The following is a 20,349-nucleotide window of genomic DNA, read 5'->3' on the forward strand; positions in this document are numbered from 1 at the left end:
CTGGGCGCGCTTTGCTTATAACCAAAACATCGACTTTCCTCGCCAAATACACCCTTATGTCTGGCTGGCCGCATATCAAAACTCGGAAACTTTAGTTACCTTTACCAGGGTAGTGTCGAGGAGGTCGTTTATTCCAGGCTGGTCAAGCGATTTCAGGACGCCATCAGCGTATCCGGTGAATTGCAGTTTTCACTTTTACCGATTCAGTCTGAAGATTTTGAAGATTTTGCCAAGGCTGAAGGTGAGCCAGGAAAGATTGATGAGAATGAACTGATCCGTCGTGCTCAGAAACATGCTGAACATATCAAGGAGCGACAGCAGCTGACCGAGTTCAAATCGGAAGACCAGAAGGCGGCTTACGAACAGCTTGAAGCCAAACTCGATTCAGTAAGGATTCCAGCAACCCTTGGCGATATCTGGCGAGCGATCACTGAAAGTGAGCATCTTTCATCCCTGGGGGGAGGCATTGAAAGTTATCCTCAGGGAGATGCCTACAGAATTTCTGGAATCCCATGCATACCTGAAGGGACCTTGATCACGACATCCAAAGGGCTTTTTCAACATGGGCTCGGCGCTGGTGATCACAGGAGACTGCATTTCGCGACCTATGGCGACCCCGTATTCGAGAGACTGCTGGATTACATGTTGCAGGATCTTCCAGTGGTAACTCATGCATGGAAGGAGAGGAAGCCACTGGCTGCCCTGAGCGTTGGTGGTGAAAAACTGGTCTCTTTAGGTCGCGCTTTGGATTTGGAGATTGCCGATGGTAGCTTCATTGAGTTGGTGAGTCGTTCGCAGTCGAAGCGGAAAGTTCAGCAAGATCGCCTGGGGCGGCAGAACAAGATCATGCTTGATCAAGTGTCCTCCATCCTGGCCGAAATGAAGTTACGGCCAAATCCGGAAACATCAAGTCATCAGATTGCTGAAATTGATCATTTCATCGGTGACGTGCTCAAGCGCCAAAGTCAACGTGTGCGGATCAAATTCAATGCCCGGGATCGACATAGCATGCTTGCCCTGAAGGACAAGCTGCTATGGCCCGTTTCAGAGAGCGAAGAGGTGTTGGTGGCATACGCTGACCCATTGCTGTTGAACGCGGTCAGGAACATCATATACAGACAGCTGGGTGACCTGAAGAAGCATCAGCGTACCAGTCATGACGTGGCGAGGCGATTAAGAGAAGCAGGTTAAAAAGAGGTTCAATCCCGCCCATCCCGGCCATAGACCACTGTATAGGCGCCGTACATAAATATCACGCCGCCTGCCACGATGACAGGCATGGATCCCAGCAGAAAACCCACATGACCTAAAACATAACCAATCACGAACCACCACATGGGCGAGTCCTCGTTGTTATCAACATGTAGTTCACCCCCAGATAGCCGGTCAGGTGCATGCTGCGGTTGAAGGGATTGACCCTGACGCCAGTTCGCTCCACAACCTGTAGACCATCCGCCATCAGCAGGGCCTCCAGTTCTGCAGGTTTTGGAAAGCGGCGCCATTGGTGGGTGCCTCGGGGCAACCAGCGCAGGATATATTCCGCCCCCACAATGGCCACAATCAATGATACCGGTGTGCGGTTAAGGGTGGCGATGAAACTGATGCCGTTGGGTTCCACCAATGAATTGCAGGCGGCCATAAAACCCGGCAGGTCTGCCACATGCTCCACCACTTCCATGTTCAGCACCACATCGTAACGGGCCTTGCGGGCAGCCAGGGTTTCCACCGGCACCACCTCGTAATGGATATCCAGCCCTGAATGCCGGGCGTGGAGCCGGGCCACGGCGATGTTCTTTTCAGTCACATCAATCCCGTGAACCTGGGCACCCAGACGGGCCATGGATTCGCTGAGGATGCCGCCGCCACAGCCAATATCCAGCAGGCGCAGACCTGCCAGGGGATGCGGTGCCGATGGATCACGACCCAGGTGAGCACATAGCCGGTCACAAATGTAATCAGTACGCAACCGGTTGAGGGTATGCAGAGGCCAGAAAGGGCCGCTTTCATCCCACCATCGATCCGCCAGAGCGGTATAACGGGCCACTTCCTCCGGGTCGATGGAAGATGGCTTGGGGGATTGGGGCGGGTTGACGCTTTTGGTCTTCGGGTCCATGACGATGCTATTTTCCTGCACGGGGTTCGACGGCTGCAAATGGCGATTGTTCCTCGTCGTGGATTGGCCCTGAGGGGGCCAGACGGCGCAGCACCTCGGCCACCACGGCGGAATCCGCCTCCCCATGCCCCAACCCCACGGCAGCATTGATCCACTGGGCGGACAAGGCAGCCCCCGGCAAGGGAAGCCCCAGTTCCGCCGCCGCCTGCAACACAATGGACATGTCCTTGTGGTGCAGGCGTGTCTTGAAGCCGGGGAGATATTCCCGACGGATCATCCGCTCTCCATGAACCTCCAGTATCCGGGAACCGGCCAACCCTCCCAGCAGGGCCTCACGCATGGCTGCCGGGTCCACATTGGCCGCTTCGGCCAGCACTATGGCTTCTGATACCGCCATTATGGTCTGCGCCACCAGAAGTTGATTGCAGGCTTTGGTGAACTGTCCAGCACCATGACCACCCAGGTGGGTAATGGTCTGCCCCACCACTTCCAGCAGAGGCCGTACCTGTTCCAGCACGGCAGCTTCTCCGCCCACCATGATGCTCAAGGTGCCGTCGATGGCCCCCTGTTCACCACCGGAAACCGGCGCGTCCAGCAGATGAACGCCCTGGCCTGCCAGAACGGCGGCCAGCCGGCGGGTGGCCGTGGGCGAGATGGTGCTATGGTCAACCACAATCAGTCCTGGCCGGGCACCCACCACCACACCTCCGCTTCCCAGCAATACCTGTTCTACATCCGGGGTGTCGGACACATTGGTGAAAATCACATCCACCTGCCGGGCCAGATCGGCAGCACTGGCGACAGACTGGGCGCCCTGGGTGATCAGGGGTGCCACGGCCTCGGGGTTACGTGCCCAGACCGTAACCTCGTGGCCTGCCGCCAGCCAACGGCTCGCCATGGGACGGCCCATGATACCCAGACCGATACAACCAATTCTCAATGCCATCAGTTTCTCCGCGAGCGCTTTTGCCCAAGGGTAACGGCTTACCTTATATCCAGCCACCGGTTGATGGCCACGGAAACAGCTTCGGGACATTCTTCCTGGGGGACATGACCACACTCGGGCACCGCCACCAAGGTGGCATTGGGCAGGGTACCGGCGGCTCGGCGGGAATCTTCCGGCGAAACAACCCGGTCTTCCTCGCCAATGATCACCAGTGCCGGTTGACGAATGTGGGCAAGATGGTCGCTGATATGTACCGGACTGGCCATGGCGCGTACAAATAATTCACCCCAGGCCAGATCCCAATGGTGCATCCGGGTATGGAGGGTGGTCAGGGCCCGACGTTCATCGGTAATTTGTGCCGGATCATGATAGGACAGGTCCAGCAGGGTGCCACTGCCCCCCAACCGACGGGCCAGCAACAGGTTCAGACGCTGTACCTGCGGCCAATGGGTGATCAGGGCAGGGACACTGGGCCGGTCCACGTAGACCCAGGGATTGATCAGCACCAGCCCGCTGACCCGTTCGGGTCGATTCAGGGCCGCCTTGAGAGCCAGGGTGGCCCCGGAGGAATTACCTACCAGAATCGCCTGTTCCACACCCTTGGCATCCAGCAGGGCAAACAGATGGGCTACAGCCGCCGTCTGGGTGAAGGGGTTGGGGCCAGACCATTCCCCCCGCACCGGCTTGGCACTGAGACCATAGGGCACCTGGTCGTAGGCCAGAATCTGCCTTGGCCCGTCGAGCATGCCCATCATCGGATCCCAGGTGAAGGCATTGAAGGTGAACCCGTGCAACAGCACCAGCACCGGACCTTCGGCACTGTCGCCTTTACGCTCCAGATAATGGATCTCAAGGCCATCCGTCCCTTCATGGGGAAGGGTCAGGAAGCGGCTCTCCGGCAGGGCCAGGTCCGCTGCGGGTGCCAGGTCCGGCAAGGGCCGGGGAGAAATCAGAAATGGCCCCAGCATCGAAACCAGCACCACCAGGGACAGACCGCCTCCCAACAGGATCAACAACCACCGCAACATGCCATTTTCCCACACTGATCAACAAGCAGATGATCTAAGCATTAAAAAGGCCGAACCAGCAATACCGGGGGCAGGGGCAGGGATTTTTTTTGGCAGGTTGGCGGGCAGAAAACATGGCCTTATAGTGCCGGCCATGAATACCCCTATTGCCAACGGGGCCCACCGGCCCTCCAAGGATTGCTTTACCCACCGGCTGGTGGCCGAAGCGGTGCGCCTGCATGAAGATCGCACCGGGCGCGTCATCGACGATGCCAGCGCCTGGCAGGCGGGTCGCCATGCCGATGGTGACCTGGAACATCGGATACTGGTCCGGGCGGCGGCCACCCGTCTGGGCGCCCAGGTGCAGGAGGCACTGTCCAGCGCCCGTCATGTGGCCGGCTGGCTGTTGCTGCTGGTAATGATTCTGGCGGGGCTTGGTGGCATGGCCGCAGCGGCGGCAGCTCTGGCTGCCCCCCTGGTGGCGGGAGGATCCCGCATCAATATTCTCTGGACCCTGGGTAGCCTGCTGGGCCTGCAACTGGTCATGCTGCTGCTGTGGCTCCTGTTCATGACCCTCCGGCCCAGAGGCGGTGGTGGTCTGCTGGGACAAGGGGTTTTGGGTTTGGGCGGCGGACTGGCCCGGCGCCTGATCCGGGGACAGGCATCAATACTGGCCGTTCAGGCCCTGTTTCGGCTCATGAGTCGTGATGGTCTGGGACGCTGGGCCGCCGGCACACTCACCCATCTGCTGTGGGCAGCCTTTTGCACCGGCGCCCTGCTCATGTGCCTGTGGGTGCTGAGTGTGCGTCAGTACGATTTTGTCTGGGGCACCACTTTGTTGGCAGAAGATCATCTGGTGGGCCTGATCACCGGTCTGGCCCTGCTGCCCGGCTGGCTGGGCCTGCCCATGCCTGATGAGGCTCTGATCCGGGCCAGTCGGCTGGACGCTGCCGGCGATGCCCTGGGCCGGGTCCAGTGGTCCAGTTGGCTGCTGGGGTGTCTGCTGCTGTATGGTCTGTTGCCCAGGCTGGTGCTTGGGCTGGGCTGTGCCTTGATGATGAAACGGGCACGACGGCGCCTGCGGCTGGACCTGAATGCCCCTGGATATGCCCGGCTGGCCCCTCGCCTGCTGCCCAATTCTCTTCGCCTGGGGGTGATGGATCCACCGCCTCTGACCCTGATCCAGCCCCCCGATCCCCCCCGGCAACGGGAACGCCAGGGCATTACCCTGGCCCTGCTGGGTTATGAACTGGAACAGGCGGACGATCACTGGATACAGCATCAAAATCCACCTGAATGGGTGGCCCTGGGTCAGGTGGAAGACCGCCATACCCGGCGGGATGTCCTGGCTGCTGCCCAGCACCTGCAGCCCCCTCCAGCGCTGATTGTGGCAGTGTGCTCCCTGGCCCGGACCCCGGATCGGGGCGCCGAAGGTTTTCTTTCCACCCTTCGGGATCGCACTCAAGCCCCGGTCTGGGTACTACTGGATCAACAGGATCTGGCACAGACCCGAGGTATTGATCTGGCGGCCCGCCATGCCAGTTGGCAACAACTGGCAACCCAGGCCGGTGTGGACCGGCTGCTGCCTGCCACACCGGCAGCCGGCAATCCCGTGGCAGCGGACATACTGCGAGATGCCCTTGCGACCTCGAAGGAGATCCCAACACCGTGACCTCAATTTTGCAGGTGGCCGTGGTCGGTCACACCAATACCGGCAAGACATCCCTGCTGCGGACCCTGTCCAGGGATACAGAGTTTGGCGAGGTTCGGGATGCCCCCGCCACCACGCGCCATGTGGAAGGGACTCAGTTGCTGGTGGATGGAACACCCCTGGTGGCCCTCTACGATACCCCTGGTCTGGAGGATGCCCCCAGCATTATGGACTGGCTGGAGGAAAACAGTGGCGGGCGGCATCTGGGCACCGATGACCTGGAACAGTTTCTCCAATCTCCCGATGCTGCCGGACGTTTTGATCAGGAAAGCAAGGTGCTGCGCCAGTTGCGCGCTGCCCATGTGGGTCTGTATGTGATTGATGCCCGGGAGCCGGTGCTGGGCAAGTATCGGGATGAACTGGCTGTGCTGGGCCTGTGCGCCCGTCCGCTGCTGCCGGTGCTGAACTTTGTGGCCGGTCCCCATAATCGCGCCGAGGAGTGGCGGGAAGCCCTGTCCCGATTGGGCCTGCATGCGGTGATCACTTTTGATTCGGTGGTCTATGACCTGCAAGGCGAGTTGCGGCTGCATGAAAAGCTCCGCAGCCTGCTGGACCCCTGGCGCGAGACCCTGGACCGACTGATGCAGGCCAGGGAACGGGAAGCCCACTGGCTCCGGCAGGCAGCGATGGACACCGTGGCCGATATGCTCATTGATGTGGCTGCCTGTGTCATGGTGGTGGCGGGCAGTGACCGGGAGGAAACCCGCCGGGCGACGGACATTTTGCAGGATCGGGTGCGGGAGCGGGAACAGGCCTGCGTGGATGCCCTGCTCAACCTGTTCCGGTTTCGGCCCAGGGACTATCTGGGCGAACGTCTGCCCCTGGAGGATGGACAATGGGGGTTGGATTTATTCACCCCCGAAGCCTTGCGCCACCACGGACTGCGCACCGGAGAGGGGGCTGCCGTGGGTGGCGCGGTGGGTATGGCTGTGGATGTGATGGCCCTGGGCACCACCCTAGGGGCTGGCACGGCAACAGGAGCGGCTGCCGGCGCCTTGCTGGGCAATACCCTGAACCTGGGACGCCGCCTGATACAGCGGGCGCGGGGCCGACGGGAATTGCGGGTCAATACCAGCACCCTGCGGCTTTTGGCCTTGCGTCAGCGGCAACTGGTCGAGGCCCTGATGCACCGGGGACATGGCGCAGAACAGGCCCTGCAGCTGGATCATCCGGCAGATGAAACCTGGCGTAAAGGCGCCTTGCCCGGTCCCATACGCAAAGCCAGACTGCACCCGGAGTGGTCACGCCTCAATCCCCAGGCCCAGGCCGTGGAGTCCCGGTCCCGTAGTCAGACCCTGACCCAGCTTGCCCAGGTTCTCAACGGACAGGATGCCCCGGAGTCATGATTTCGGGTAGGGCACCACCGGGTCCAGTCAAATCCGGTAACGACCCACCCGGTTTTGCAGTTCCGACGCCATCCGGGCCAGTTCCTCGCTGGAGGCGGCGATTTGACCTGCACCGTTGGAAGTCTGGTCTACTGCATGGGTGATGTTGGAAATGTTGCGGTTGATTTCCTCGGCAACCGCAGACTGCTCTTCTGCGGCACTGGCGATCTGGGCATTCATGTCATTGATGCTGGCGATGGCCTGATTGATGGATTCCAGGGATTTCCCGGCCCGGGCCGCCTGGGTGACGCTTTCCTTGGCTTTGCCACGCCCCTGCTCCATGACCTTGACCGCGCCGCTGGTGCCTGTCTGCAGACGTTCAATCATGGCCTGAATCTCCTTGGTGGAGGACTGGGTCCGGCTGGCCAATGTTCGTACCTCATCGGCCACCACCGCAAACCCTCGACCCTGCTCACCAGCTCGGGCCGCCTCGATGGCCGCATTGAGGGCCAGTAGATTGGTCTGCTCGGCAATCCCCCGGATCACATCCAGCACTTTGCCGATTTCCTCACTGTCGGTGGATACCCGCTCGATCACTTCGGCGGCGTGTTCCACCTCCTTGGCCAGGGATTCAATGGAAGTGATGGTCTGAGTCACCACCTGACCACCCGCCTGGGCTTCAGTCTGAGTATCCTGAGCAGCCTGGGCAGCTTCACTGGCATTACGGGCCACTTCCTGGACTGTGGCGGCCATTTCGTTCATGGCCGTGGCCACCTGATCGGTTTCTGAATGTTGTTGTCGAACCTGCTCGCGGGTTTCCTCGGAGGTGGTGGACAATTGCTCGGCGGCTGCTGAAAGCTGGGCAGTCACCACGGCCACCTGACGCACCAGTTCATGAATGCGTTCGGCAAAGGCGTTGAAGGCAGCACCCATTGCGGCCATCTCGTTATGGCCCGTCACCTTCACCCGGCGGGTCAGATCCCCTGCACCTTCGGCAATATCCCTAAGGGTGTTGATCATCTCCTCAATGGGGGCGACGATGGAACGGGCAAACAGCACCGCAGCCACGGTGCCCACAACCAGCACCAGCAACAGGGTCACGGTCATTGCCCACACCAGGGTAGACATGCCTTCAGCCACGATACCATCGGCCTGGGACCGGGGCACCCCCAGGCCGATGACTGCGATCACCTCGTTACGCTGATTCAAGATGGGTTCATACGCCGTCAGATACAGCGTCCCCATCACCACCGCCTCTCCTACGTAGCGCTGCCCCCGGGAGACGGCTCGATGGACTTCACTGTCCCGTCCCAGAGAGGTGCCCATGGGACGGCGGCCATCACTCCCCGTCAAATTGGTGATCACCCGAACAAACTCGTTACGGTCACGGGCAAAAACACTAAAGGAAATTCCCAGATCCTCACTGATGGCATCTGCCAGATCATGGCGCCCCTCCATGGGTGTCCCCTGACTATCCACCAAACGGCCATTTTGCAGGGCCAAATCGCCGTGGAAGTTCTGGATGTAAGCGCGGACCGCATTGATATCGCCGTTGACCTTCTCCATCAGGCTTTGATGGACCACCCGGTGCACCATGGTGGAGGCAGACTGATAGGAAACCCCCAGCAAAATCCCGCCCACCAGAATCAGGCCAGTAATAGCCAGGAGGATCAATCGGTTGCGGATGGTCAAATTATCGAGCATGGTGATGTCCTCGGGCGTCTTTTTGATGAGGTGACGGAGCTGGAATGACACCCATACCTGTTTATCGGCGATGGCGCGGGCTTTCTTGAATATCAAACAGCCGAAGCATGGCTGCGGCCTTGTCCAGGGTCTCCTGATATTCGTCCATCCACTGAGAACCGCTGGTGATGCCGCCCCCGGCCCAGAATCTCAGCCGGCCACCCTGGTGTACCAGGGTGCGGATGGCCACGTTGGTGTCCATGGCGCCGTCAAAACCCAGATAGCCCATGGCACCACAGTATACCTCGCGCCGATGAGGCTCCAGCAGTTCGATGATTTCCATGGCCCGAATCTTGGGTGCCCCGGTAATGGAGCCACCGGGGAAACAGGCGCGCAGCAGCGCCACCCCATCCTGCCCCGGTGCCAACTGACCGGTGACGGTACTGACCAGGTGATGCACCGTGGCATAGCTTTGCACGGCAAACAGGGTGGGGACAGCCACACTCCCCACAGCGCAGACCTTGCCCAGATCATGGCGCAACAGGTCTACGATCATCACATTCTCAGCCCGGTCCTTGGCGCTATCGGCCAGGGCCTGGCTCAGGCTGGCATCGGCACTGGCTGTCTGCCCCCTGGGCCGGGTGCCCTTGATGGGGCAGGTGGTGACCCTGCCATCTTGAAGATGAAGAAACCGTTCCGGCGAATTGCACAGAATGGCCGCCCCCGGAACCCGAAAAAATGCCCCAAAGGGGGCAGGACTCATGGTTCTCAGGCTACAGTAGGCTCCCCAGGGGTCACCGTGGACCGGGGCTTGAAAACGGCGGGCCAGGTTCACCTGATAGCAGTCTCCCTCGCGGATGAAAGCCTGGACCCGATCAAACCGATGATGGTATTCATCAGGCCCCAGATTGACCTGAAGCGGTCCCCTGGACACCAATCCCTCCCGATGGATACCCGATGTCCCGTGGCTAAAACGCGCCACCCATTCTTCCCAGCGTTCCCCAGTGCGCCGGTCTCGCCCCTGTCCCACCAGAACGCAGGTCTGTTGCTCGTGGTCCACCACAACGGCCCAATCATGGAGACCCAGCATCATCTGGGGCAGGGATTCATCGTCGTCCGTTTTTGTCAAAACCGGTAATCGTTCCAGACGCTGGGCCAGATCGTAGCCAAAATAGCCAACGGCACCACCGGCAAAGGGCACCCCAGGTATCGGCGGTGATGATGGCCCCAGGTATGTCCGCAAGACCTGAAACGGGTCCTCCTGGGTGTCTTCCAGTACCCGGCCTGCCCGGTCCCTGACCTGGGTCTGGTCCCCTTGGGTCACCACAGTGAGATAGGGGTCTGCGGTCAGAATGTCGTAGCGCCCACCGGGTAGCCCCTGGCAGGTGCTATCCAGCAACACCGCCCAGGGTTCGTCCTCCAGAGCGTCAAACAACCGGCTGGAATCTTCAAGATAGGGCAAGGGTGCCAGTAACGCGGGGCACATCAGATGATGAATCCATGGGAAGATAGAGAACAAGACCTTGCATTCTACCGAAGAATCTTCAGATCGATGAACAAAAAACACCTGCTGACTGCCGCCGCCGTGGCTGCCCTCGTGCTGCTTGTCCTGGTTCTGTTCCGGCTGGGCAGCCCCGAGGGTGCCGGTCAACCCCCCGCCAGTCAGCGGGGCGCCGCCGCCGTGCCCGTGGCCGTGGCGCCGATCACCCGCGGCGACATCACCGAAAAGGCGGTGTTCACCGGCTCTCTGGTGGCCGCCCACCGGGTGGAGGTGGCCACCCGGATTGCCGGGCGCCTGGAACATCTGCATGTGGATATCGGCGATGCGGTGGCCCCCGGCACCCTGATGGCGGTACTGGATGATGACGAAGTGGCACAGAACCTGGAGCAGGCCCGGGCCGAACTGGCCGTGGCCCGGGCCAGTCTGGAAGAATCCCAGGCCGCCCTGGCCGCCGCCCGACGCGCCCTGACCCGTACCCAGGAACTGCGGACACAGCGCATCGCCTCCCAGTCCGAACTGGAAGCGGCCCAGACGGAACTGGAAGCCCAGCAGGCCCGGGTGGCCCTGGCCCGTTCCCAGATCGACCAGCGGCAGGCCGCGGTGCGCAACGCGGAAATCCGCCTGAGCCATACCCGCATCCATGCCGATGCCAAGACCCAGGACACCCCATGGCGGGTGGCGGAGCGGTTCGTGGATCAAGGCAGTCTCCTGCAGGCCAACACCCCCATCCTGGCCCTGGTGGATCTTGCCCCCCTGCGGGCCAGGGTGTTCGTCACCGAGCGGGACTATGCCCGCCTGGCACCGGGCCAGCCGGTGACCCTGACCACCATGGCCTATCCGGGAGAGACCTTCACGGGCCGGGTGGAACGGCTGTCGCCGGAATTTCGTCAAGCCTCCCGCCAGACGCAGGTGGAGATCCATGTCCCCAACGAGGATCAACGCCTGCGGCCCGGCATGTTCGTGGAGGCCCGGATCACCACCCGCGCCCTGTCCGATGTCACCCTGGTCCCGGTGGATGCCCTGGTGGAACGACAGGGGCAATCCGGCCTGTTTCTGGTGGAAGACACCCATGAGGCAGGCCCCACCGCCCGGTTTATCCCGGTGGATACCGGCATTGAGACCCGGGATCGGGTCCAGATCATCAGCCCGGCCCTGGAAGGCCGGGTGGTCACCCTGGGCCATCACCTGATCAGCGACGGGACACGGCTGCGACCGGTGGCGCGGGATGAGCCGGATCAGGTCCGGGCCGGGAGTGATGCACCATGAATCCGGCTGTCTTTACTGTCTCCCGCCCCATTTTCACCGCCATGATGACCGCCATCGTGGTCACCCTGGGGCTGATGTCCCTGTTCCGCCTGCCCATCGACCTGATGCCGGACATCACCTTTCCCACCGTCTCGATCATGACCAGCTATGACAATGCCGGTCCCGACGAGATCGAGCAGCTCATCACCCGACCGGTGGAGGAAGCCGTCTCGGCGGTCCCTGGGGTGGAGGAAGTCACCTCCACCTCATCGGAAGGCTCCAGCAGCGTGCGGGTCTCCTTTGGCTGGGGGACCAATCTGGACGCCGCCACCAACGAGGTACGGGATCGTCTCGACCGTATCAGCAACGCCCTGCCCGAAGAAGCCGGACGCCCCCTGGTCCGGCGCTTTGACAGCGCCGCCTTCCCGATCATGCTCATCGGCGTGGGGGGCAACCTGGACCCCATCGAACTGCGGCGGCTGATTGACGACCGCATCCGGCCCCGCCTTGAGCGGGTGCCCGGGGTGGCGGCGGTGGATGTCTGGGGGGGCCTGGAGCGGGAAATCCGGGTGGATGTGGACCCGGACCGCCTCCAGGCCCTGAGCCTGGGCCTGGACGAGATCCGTCAGGCCCTGCGGGATGCCAACGTCATCCACCCCGCCGGCGAAATCGTGCGGGGCCGCATGGACCTGCGCCTGCGCACCCCCGGCGAGTTTCAAAACCTGGATCAGATCCGCGCCACCGTGGTGGCGGTGCGCGACGGCGTCCCCATCCACCTGCATCAGGTGGCCGAGGTGCGCGACACCCACCAGCGCATCACCCGCATCATCCGCATCAATGACGCCCCCGGCGTACGGCTGGCCATCCAGAAACAGTCGGATGCCAACACGGTGCAGGTCTCCCGGGCGGTACAGGAAGAAATCCTGCGCCTGGACCGGGATTTTCCCCAGCTCAACATCGCCACCGCCATCGACACCGCCAGGCATATCGAGCGCTCCATCCAGAATGTGGGCCGCTCCATCCTCTACGGCGGCAGTCTGGCGGTACTGGTGCTGCTGTTCTTCCTGCGCCACCTGCGCTTCACCCTGGTGGCCGCCACCGCCATTCCGGTCTCGGTGATCGCCACCTTCGGCTTGATCTATTTCGGTGGTTTCACCCTCAATCTGATGACCCTGGGCGGCCTGGCCCTGGGGGTGGGCCTGATGGTGGACAACGCCATCGTGGTGATCGAGAACATCGCCCGCCGCAGCCAGGAAGAAGGACTCAGTCCGCTGGAAGCGGCCACCCGGGGCACCGGCGACGTGGCGGCAGCCATCACCGCCAGCACCCTCACCACCCTGGCCATCTTCCTGCCCATGTTCTTCGCCCAGGAAATGGCCGGCATCCTGTTCAAGCAACTGGCCTTCGTGGTGGCCTTCAGCCTGTTCTGTTCCCTGCTGGTGGCCCTGACCCTGGTGCCCATGCTGATGGGACGACAGGCCACGGTGAAGCCCCGCACCACCCCCGGCGGCATCCATCGACTGGGCACCGCAGCCGGCGGCCTGGTGCGTGGGCTGGAACGGGGCTACCTGGCCCTGCTGGATCGGGCGCTGAACCATCGCTGGGTGGTCATCCTGCTGACCCTGGCACTCTTTATCGGCGCCCTGGCCCTCATCCCCCGCCTGGGCACCGAGTTCATGACCGCCACGGATGAAGGCCAGTTGCGGGTAAACATCGAAATGGAGCCGGGCACCCGCATCGAAGTCCTGGATGATGCGGTGCGCCAGATCGAGGCCATCATCACCGCCGAAGTCCCGGAACTGCGCAGCATGATCACCAGCGTGGGGGCTTCGGGCTTTCGGGCCACCAGCCCGTCCACCGCCAGTCTGAACATCGCTCTGGTGCCGCTGTCGGAGCGGGGCCGTTCCACGGAACAGATCGCCACCGCCCTGCGCCGGCAGGTCACGGAGATCCCCGGCATCACGGTCCGGGTTCGCGCCAGCCAGGGGATGATGATGCGGGGCATGGGGGCCGGGCAGGATGGCGAGCAACTGAGCCTGGAAGTCCGGGGCTTTGATCTGGCGACCATCGACCTGAGCGCCCGGGAACTGGCGGCCCGTATCGGGAACATCGACGGCATCACCGATGTGCGCCTGGGCCGGGAGGATGGACGCATTCAGCAGCTGGTCCGCATCGACCGCACCCGGGCCTCCGACCTGGGCATCAGCGTGGCCCAGGTGGCCCGCACCCTGGAAACCGCCCTGAGCGGCGGCATGGCCGGTCAGTTCCGGGATGGGGGTAGCGAGACCCGCATCTGGGTCCAGCTCCGGGACGCCGAGCATCTGAGCCTGGACGATATCCTCAACCTCACCTTGCCGGGCCGGGACGGAGATCCGGTCAGCCTGCGCAACCTGGTCACCCTGGAGGCGGCCATGGCGCCGTTGCAGATCGAGCGCAAGGAGCAGCAGCGGGTCAACACCGTCAACGCCAACATCTCCGGTCGTGACCTGGGGGCCATCGTCGCCGACGTGCGTGCCGAACTGGCGGCCATGCCCCTGCCACGTGATGTGGAGATCCTGTTCGCCGGCGACGTGGAGGAACAGCAGCGGGCCTTCACCGAACTGGGCCTGGCCCTGCTGATGGCCATTGCCCTGGTCTACATGGTGATGGCCAGCCTGTACGAGTCCCTGCGTGATCCCTTCATCGTCATGTTCGCCGTCCCCCTGGCACTGATCGGCGTGGTGCTGATGCTGCTGTTCACGGACACCACGTTGAACGTTCAGTCCCTGATCGGCATCATCATGTTGATCGGGATCTCGGTGAACAATGCCATCCTGCTGGTGGACCAGAGTGCCCGCCTGCACCGGCGGGAGGGCCTCAAGGTCCGTGACGCGGTCCGCGAGGCGGCGCGGCGGCGTCTGCGCCCCATCCTCATGACCTCCCTCACCACCATTCTGGCCCTGATCCCCCTGGCGGTGGGTTTTGGTGAAGGCGCCGAGGCCCAGGCCCCCATGGCCCGGGCGGTGATCGGCGGCCTGATCAGTTCCACCCTGATCACCCTGCTGCTGATTCCAGCCCTTTACACCCTGTTCCACCGGGACCGACCCACCCGACAGACCGTTGACGGACCCTTGACCCATGCCCCAGCCTGATCGCCCCCCTCTTCCACCGGCACGGACCGCCCTGGCGATGGCCGTTGCACTGCTCATGCTCGGCGGCGGCGCCCAGGCCCGGCAGGAGACGCCGCCGGCCCATGACACCCCGCCCGGCTGGCTGGATGAGCGGTTGGACGCCCACCTGCCCCATGGGCTGCCTCTCCCTGATGACCTGCCCGTGGTCACCCCGGCCCGGGATACCGCCCTGCCCCCGGATGCACTGGGGCCGGATGCCCTGTCCCTGTCGGTGGAACAGGCGGTGTTCCTGGCCCTGTCCCACAACCGGTCCCTGGCGGTCCAGCAGCTTCAGCCCCTGATCACCGGGACCTTCGAAGCGGTGGAACGGGCGGTGTTCGACCCGGTGCTGTTCGCCGAGATGTCCCTGCGTCGGGACGAAGCGGTCCGCCAGTTCGACCAGCGCCCGGACATGCCCGACCAGATCACCCGCTCCGACCGTGACCTCTTCGAGGGCGGCCTGCGCCAGCGCCTGCCCACGGGCACGGACCTGGAACTCTCCCTGCGCACGGTGCGCAGCGAGTCCACCCAGACCCGGGAACAGTTCACCTCGCGGGCGGGACTGACCCTGACCCAGGCCCTGCTGCAAGGGGCGCGCATCGACTCCAACCTGGCCCGCCTGCGTCAGGCCCGTCTGGATACCCAAAGCTCCCTGTATGAATTTCGCGGCTTTGCCGAAAACCTGGTGGCCGATGTGGAAGCGGCCTACTGGGACTATGTGCTGGCCAGCCGCCGCACCGCCATCTTCGAGGAATCCCTGGCGGTGGCACGCCGGCAACTGGAAGAAACCCGTCAGCGCATCCGGGTGGGAGAACGGCCGGAAACCGAGGAAACCGCCGCCCGGGCCGAAGAGGCCCTGCGCCGCCAGGGGCTGATCAACGCCCGTTCCGACCAGGCCCGGGCCCGCATCCGGCTCCTGCAACTGATCAATCCGCAACAGGCCCATTGGGGCACCGCCGTCACCCCCCTGGACCACCCCGACCATCAGGTGCCCCCGATGGAGTCGGTGGACCTGCACCTGGCCCTGGCCCGGGACCATCGCCCGGACCTGAACGAGGCCCGGCTGCGGGTGCAACGGGGAGAACTGGAGGTGATCCGTACCCGCCAGGGGCTGCTGCCTCGGCTGGATCTGTTCATCACCCTGGGCCAGAGCGGTTATGCCGCCGCCTTCGGCGAGGCATGGCGTGAGATCGATGGCCCCGGCTACGACTACAGCGCCGGACTGCGCCTGGAACACCCCCTGGGCCACCGCGCCGCCCGGGCGGAGTCCCAACGGGCGGGCCTGACCCGCCAGCAATCCCTGGAGGCCCTGGGCAATCTCCAGCAGCTCACCGCCCTGGATGTGCAGAATGCCTGGTTCGAGGCCAACCGCACCCGGGAACAGATCCAGGCCACCCGCCTCACCCGGGAACTGCAGGAGGAGGTACTGCGGACCGAACAGGTCCGGTTCCGGGTGGGTACCGGCACCGCGCTTGCCGTCTCCCAGGCCCAGCGGGACCTGCTGGAAAGCCAGCTGGAAGAAATTGAATCCCTGATCCGCCATCGCCAAGCCCTGACCGAACTCTACCGCCAGAGCGGCACCCTGCTCCTGCGGCGGGGCATCGAGGCGCCGGGCGCGGAACGGGTGGATCCATCATAAGCCATTCTTGCCGCTCAACAGGCATTCCATGCGATTCCAGTGCCGTTGACCCTGTCATTCCTCCCACCGGGAACCTGTCTCCTCGGGGCTGGGAGACGGGGCGATTTCAAAGGGCGTCAGGCGCAGGAAGGCTTCCAGATGTTGCCCGGCCAGAGCCTCGTGACCGTGTCGGGCCAGCACCCGATAGTGGTAATAGTGCCGGCCGGCGTGAACATAACCCAGTTCACGCGGTTGCAGCCGGGACAGATAGGGGTCCTGGTGGGGCGGTACCTGCCGGGAGAGGGCTTCGTACAGGGCGCCCAGTTCCGCACCGATCACCCAGCGGGCCTCACCCGTGTGCACCCGTCGCTGAGAGCGAGGGGCACCGTACTCCACCACGGGTCGGTTGCGGGTGTTCACCGGATAGTCGTCGAACACCTGGCTCAGCCCCACATTGCCGGCATAAAAACGCAACGACACAGCCTGCAGCAGGGGGGCCGGCAGGCTCGGATTGCCCGCCAGTGCCCGGCCATGCCGAACCAGGACATCCGGGTCCAGGGTCACATCCGCTTCGGTGCCCACCAGTGCCAGGATGGACCCGGTGGGGAACATGTCGCCACGCCAGGCCACCACCTGGGGAAATACCGCCTGCATGGTACGCCCGATGCTGCCCAGTTCCCGCTCGGTGAGCTGATAGAGCGGCAGCCACTGGACAAACAGTCCACCGTCCGCCAGTCGGGCACGGGCCACCTCGTAATGCTCCCGGGTGTAGAGATTGCCCGTACCCGCCTTCCACGGCGTAAACAGGTCACTGATGATCACGTCGTAACGCTGGCGGGTATGACGCAGGCAATGGTGGCCATCCTGGGCACGCACCGTAACCCGCGGGTCCTGGAAAAGCCCGTTGTTCCAGGGGTGAAAGTGGATTTTGGCCAGTTCCACCACCTCCGGCAGCAGTTCGCACACGTCCACCCGTTCCACCGGAAACATCAGGCTGGTTCCGGCGGTGATCCCCGTACCCATGCCCAGATAAAAGACACGACGGGGATCTGGATGGGTCATCATGGGAATCAGGGTGCGGTTGCGTTCCGACTCCAGCGATGTGGTGCCCCCCAGGGTGTAGTAATTGTTCACGCGCAGTACGCGATGTTCCCCCCGTTGCACCACGGTGGCCGTGGCATGACTGCCCTCCCGCACGTCCAGAAGAGACTCCCCGGCAGCCTGATCCAGGCGTGACACGCTCAACCCCTGGGGGTGCCAGATCAGTAACGTCAGGCAGATGGCCGCCAGTGGGGCGGCCCCGGTCAGGCGCCAGGAGAGGGGGGCCGGGGTGCGCCAGATCAGCCAGATCACCAGCGCCAGGTAGATGGCGGCAAACACCAGCAGGCTACCGGTCACGCCGATCCAGGGCAGCAGGACAAAGCCGGCGGCCAGGGAGCCGAGGATGGCCCCCGAAGTATTGGCCGCCACCAGCTGGCCGATGATCCGGCCCGGTTCCGGGCGGGATGCCTCCACCGCCCGCAACAAATAAGGAAGTACCGCGCCCAGCAGGATACCCGGCAGCACCATGACCGCAATCGCCGTGGCCGATACGGCGGCCAGGTAGTCTCGCCAGCCAGCCCCGGCCCCCACATAGTTGAGTCCATCGGTGGCGGCATGAAATGCCCAGGGCGAGGCGGCAATGACCCCCGCGGACAGGAGCAGCAACACACCCAGCACCCCCTGGGGCGGCAGACGTCGGATGCGTGCCAGGGCATTGGCCATCAGTGCCCCCAGGGACAGGGCCACCAGGAAAGACACCAGCACGATGGCGTAGGTGTACACGGAATTCTGCAGCACCTGGGCAAATAATCGGGTCCAGAGCACCTCCACTCCCAAGGTGGCCAGGCCCGAGGCGAAGGCGATCACACCGACCAGGCGCGGCGGCAATGACGACCATTGGGATGCCGGTTCACCGGCCACGACTTCCGCGGGGAATGGCTCCACCGGTGCCGGGTGGGTGCCGGTGCCACGGGAACGGATACGGCGCCCCAGCAAGATGGCGATGATGCCGACCACCAGATCGATGCCAATGGCCAGTAAATAGGCCCCGTGAAACCCCAACAGCACGGGCAGCAAAAAACCGGCCGCCAGCGCCCCCACGGCGGAACCAAAGGTATTGAGGGCATACAGGGCCGTGCCGGTGGTGGACAGACGGCCCACCACCGGCACCATGAACTGCCCCATCATGGGCAGGGTACCGCCCATCAGAAAGGCGGGCGGGAAGAGGATCAAGGTCGCCAGGCCCACCTTGAGGGCCTGGTCCGCCCAGGGATGATCTCCGATCAGGGCGTACAGCGCCGGATACAGGCCATGATACAGATCGGTCAGGAAGAAGTGGCCCAGGGCCGTGAGGGCAACGGCCACCTCCAGTAACCCGAAGGTGGCCAGTGCGGATTTGACCCTCGGCGCCATGCGCCCCCAGAACCAGCCACCCACGGCAAGTCCGGCAAAGAACACCGCGATGGCCAATGCCGCCGCCTGGGCCGTGCTGCCGAACAGCAGGCCCAGTTCCCGAACCCACAACACCTGATAGACCAGCGCGGCAAAGCCCGAGAGGAAGAACAGGGCCGCGATGGCCCAGCGCAGGGGTGTTGACACCATGGTGGCTATTCCGGCGGATGAAGGACGATCAGCGGTGTGGCGGCGATGCCGACTTGAACCCGCGTCGGGTGAATCTGAGCAGGGCCATGGCGCACAGGATCAGTACCAGCACGGGACCAAAGGGCTGATCCACCGCCACGGCCACCACGAAGGCGGTCGCGTAGGCCACCAGCGCCACCCCGGCGGCGATGATGAGCACGTTGCGCCAACCCTGGGCCAGACCCCAGGCCACCCAGGCGGGAATGAAGAGCAGCGCGAACGCCGCCATCACACCGAAAGCCGTGGTGGCCACGGCCACGATGGCCACCACCAGCCAGTCGAAGGCCACTCGATGCCGCCAGGCGGGAATGCCATTGGCGGAGAAGTAGTCCGGGAAGAAACGATCCATGAGCAGGCGCTGGCTCAGCCAGGACATGAACAGGGTACCGGTGACCAGCAAGGCCAGCGCGCCCAGCAGATGGGCCTGACCGGTGAAGTACAGCTGCCCGTCCATCAGGGACTGGCCCACCATCTCTCCGTGGGCACTGAAAGAACCCGCCACCAGGGCCACCCCCCATCCCAGCAGGATGAACATGACGAAATGGTGATTGCCAGGATTGGCCAGCAGCCCCTTGACCGTGGCCACCAGCCCGGCGGCCACCAGGGCACCGAGCATGACGGGGGCATGGAACACCACGGCCACCACGGCCCCGGCCGCGGCCACCTGGGCATAGGCCAAAGCCGCCAGCCACTCCTCCCGCAGGCGCAGATAGACACCGGCAATGGCGGCCACCGGCGCCAGCAACAGGCCGGTGACAAAGGGCAACCGGAACAGGGGATCAAACAGTAATTCCAGCATCAGGCACTCACCGAGACAACGCGGGAACAGACGGCATCAATGAAGGATGCCTCGTGACTGACCACCAGGAGGGTGCGGCCCGCCTGATCCTGACGAATCAGCTTGACCAGCGCCTCCACCGTGGCGGGGTCCAGGTTATTTGTGGGCTCGTCCAGCAGCACCACCTCCGCCGCGCTGCCCAGGCAGGCCCAGATCTGCAGGATCTGGAACTGCCCGCCGCTGAGTTGATCCACGCGACCCTCCAGAAGTCGGGAGATTTCCGCTGGAGGGGCACGGCGGGAGGCGCCGGTAAGAGTCACCAGATCGTAACCGGAGAGGGGGCATTCAGCGGGTCGTACCGGCTGCTGGCGATGGTGGGCCAGTTCAATACCCGGCGCGATATCCAGTCGGCCCTGGAAGATACGGGCATGTCCGGTGATGGCCTTGATGAGGGTGGACTTGCCTGCCCCATTGCTCCCCAAAAGACCCAGTACCTCGCCACGAAAGAGTTCGAAGGTGGCGGGGCCGACCACCGGGTGCTCATACCCGGCGACGACCCCCTGGCACCGCAACAAGGGTTCAGCCGACATG

At 63.5% G+C, this 20,349-nt stretch carries 15 protein-coding genes; 6 read left to right on the top strand and 9 right to left on the bottom strand.

Annotated elements, in window-relative coordinates:
• Positions 1-180: 180 nt before the first annotated feature.
• Entirely contained in the window at positions 181-1,191 is a 1,011-nt protein-coding gene (locus BMX62_RS07235) for a hypothetical protein (RefSeq protein ID WP_090206597.1), read from the top strand.
• An 8-nt stretch (positions 1,192-1,199) separates the two neighbouring features.
• Here the strand turns inward: BMX62_RS07235 and BMX62_RS12835 are convergent, their stop codons facing one another.
• From BMX62_RS12835 to BMX62_RS07250, 4 genes are read right to left on the bottom strand one after another with little or no spacing between them, the layout of a single operon-like run.
• Positions 1,200-1,337, bottom strand: a complete 138-nt coding sequence (locus BMX62_RS12835) for a hypothetical protein (RefSeq protein WP_156055382.1) — start codon at positions 1,335-1,337, stop codon at positions 1,200-1,202.
• Positions 1,322-2,113 carry a bifunctional 2-polyprenyl-6-hydroxyphenol methylase/3-demethylubiquinol 3-O-methyltransferase UbiG gene (gene ubiG / locus BMX62_RS07240; protein ID WP_090206601.1) on the bottom strand — a complete coding sequence of 264 codons (792 nt, stop codon included), beginning with the start codon at positions 2,111-2,113 and terminating at the stop codon, positions 1,322-1,324. The genes BMX62_RS12835 and ubiG overlap by 16 nt, the downstream gene beginning before the upstream one ends.
• Before the next feature lie 7 nt (positions 2,114-2,120).
• Positions 2,121-3,149, bottom strand: a complete 1,029-nt coding sequence (locus tag BMX62_RS07245) for an NAD(P)-dependent oxidoreductase (protein ID WP_143339694.1) — start codon at positions 3,147-3,149, stop codon at positions 2,121-2,123.
• Positions 3,098-4,087: an alpha/beta fold hydrolase gene (locus BMX62_RS07250; protein ID WP_090206605.1), complete on the bottom strand. Its 990-nt coding sequence runs from the start codon at positions 4,085-4,087 to the stop codon at positions 3,098-3,100. Before BMX62_RS07250 ends, BMX62_RS07245 begins: the two co-directional genes overlap by 52 nt.
• A gap of 133 nt (positions 4,088-4,220) precedes the next feature.
• On the opposite strand from BMX62_RS07250, the gene BMX62_RS07255 reads away from it, so the two are divergent.
• Both BMX62_RS07255 and BMX62_RS07260 read left to right on the top strand, forming a co-directional pair.
• Positions 4,221-5,738 carry a DUF2868 domain-containing protein gene (locus BMX62_RS07255; RefSeq protein ID WP_162273517.1) on the top strand — a complete coding sequence of 506 codons (1,518 nt, stop codon included), beginning with the start codon at positions 4,221-4,223 and terminating at the stop codon, positions 5,736-5,738.
• A complete protein-coding gene (locus tag BMX62_RS07260; RefSeq protein WP_090206611.1) occupies positions 5,735-7,123 on the top strand; it encodes a GTPase/DUF3482 domain-containing protein in 1,389 nt (462 codons plus the stop codon). The genes BMX62_RS07255 and BMX62_RS07260 overlap by 4 nt, the downstream gene beginning before the upstream one ends.
• Positions 7,124-7,150: 27 nt before the next feature.
• Here the strand turns inward: BMX62_RS07260 and BMX62_RS07265 are convergent, their stop codons facing one another.
• Positions 7,151-8,806: a methyl-accepting chemotaxis protein gene (locus tag BMX62_RS07265; protein ID WP_090206787.1), complete on the bottom strand. Its 1,656-nt coding sequence runs from the start codon at positions 8,804-8,806 to the stop codon at positions 7,151-7,153.
• Between the two features lie 61 nt (positions 8,807-8,867).
• Complete coding sequence (pabB, locus tag BMX62_RS07270; protein ID WP_090206614.1) at positions 8,868-10,271, bottom strand: aminodeoxychorismate synthase component I; 1,404 nt, start codon at positions 10,269-10,271, stop codon at positions 8,868-8,870.
• A 66-nt stretch (positions 10,272-10,337) separates the two neighbouring features.
• Between pabB and BMX62_RS07275 the strand changes: the two genes are divergently transcribed.
• Genes BMX62_RS07275 through BMX62_RS07285 form a run of 3 tightly spaced genes read left to right on the top strand, consistent with a single transcriptional unit; the run spans position 10,338 to position 16,319 of the window.
• Positions 10,338-11,552: an efflux RND transporter periplasmic adaptor subunit gene (locus BMX62_RS07275; protein ID WP_090206620.1), complete on the top strand. Its 1,215-nt coding sequence runs from the start codon at positions 10,338-10,340 to the stop codon at positions 11,550-11,552.
• Entirely contained in the window at positions 11,549-14,662 is a 3,114-nt protein-coding gene (locus BMX62_RS07280; protein ID WP_090206623.1) for an efflux RND transporter permease subunit, read from the top strand. Before BMX62_RS07275 ends, BMX62_RS07280 begins: the two co-directional genes overlap by 4 nt.
• Positions 14,649-16,319, top strand: coding sequence for a TolC family protein (locus BMX62_RS07285; RefSeq protein WP_090206626.1), 1,671 nt, complete (start codon positions 14,649-14,651; stop codon positions 16,317-16,319). Before BMX62_RS07280 ends, BMX62_RS07285 begins: the two co-directional genes overlap by 14 nt.
• Positions 16,320-16,373: 54 nt before the next feature.
• Here BMX62_RS07285 and BMX62_RS07290 read toward each other — a convergent pair whose 3' ends face one another.
• The 3 genes from BMX62_RS07290 to BMX62_RS07300 are packed head-to-tail and all read right to left on the bottom strand — an operon-like array spanning position 16,374 to position 20,348.
• On the bottom strand, positions 16,374-18,941 hold the full coding sequence (locus tag BMX62_RS07290) for a fused MFS/spermidine synthase (protein ID WP_090206629.1): 2,568 nt from the start codon (positions 18,939-18,941) through the stop codon (positions 16,374-16,376).
• Positions 18,942-18,969: 28 nt separating this feature from the next.
• Complete coding sequence (locus BMX62_RS07295) at positions 18,970-19,779, bottom strand: metal ABC transporter permease (RefSeq protein WP_090206632.1); 810 nt, start codon at positions 19,777-19,779, stop codon at positions 18,970-18,972.
• Positions 19,779-20,348 carry an ATP-binding cassette domain-containing protein gene (locus BMX62_RS07300; protein ID WP_090206635.1) on the bottom strand — a complete coding sequence of 190 codons (570 nt, stop codon included), beginning with the start codon at positions 20,346-20,348 and terminating at the stop codon, positions 19,779-19,781. Before BMX62_RS07300 ends, BMX62_RS07295 begins: the two co-directional genes overlap by 1 nt.
• Position 20,349: the final 1 nt, after the last annotated feature.

The sequence above is a fragment of the Ectothiorhodospira magna genome, assembly GCF_900110965.1.
Taxonomy (GTDB): domain Bacteria; phylum Pseudomonadota; class Gammaproteobacteria; order Ectothiorhodospirales; family Ectothiorhodospiraceae; genus Ectothiorhodospira; species Ectothiorhodospira magna.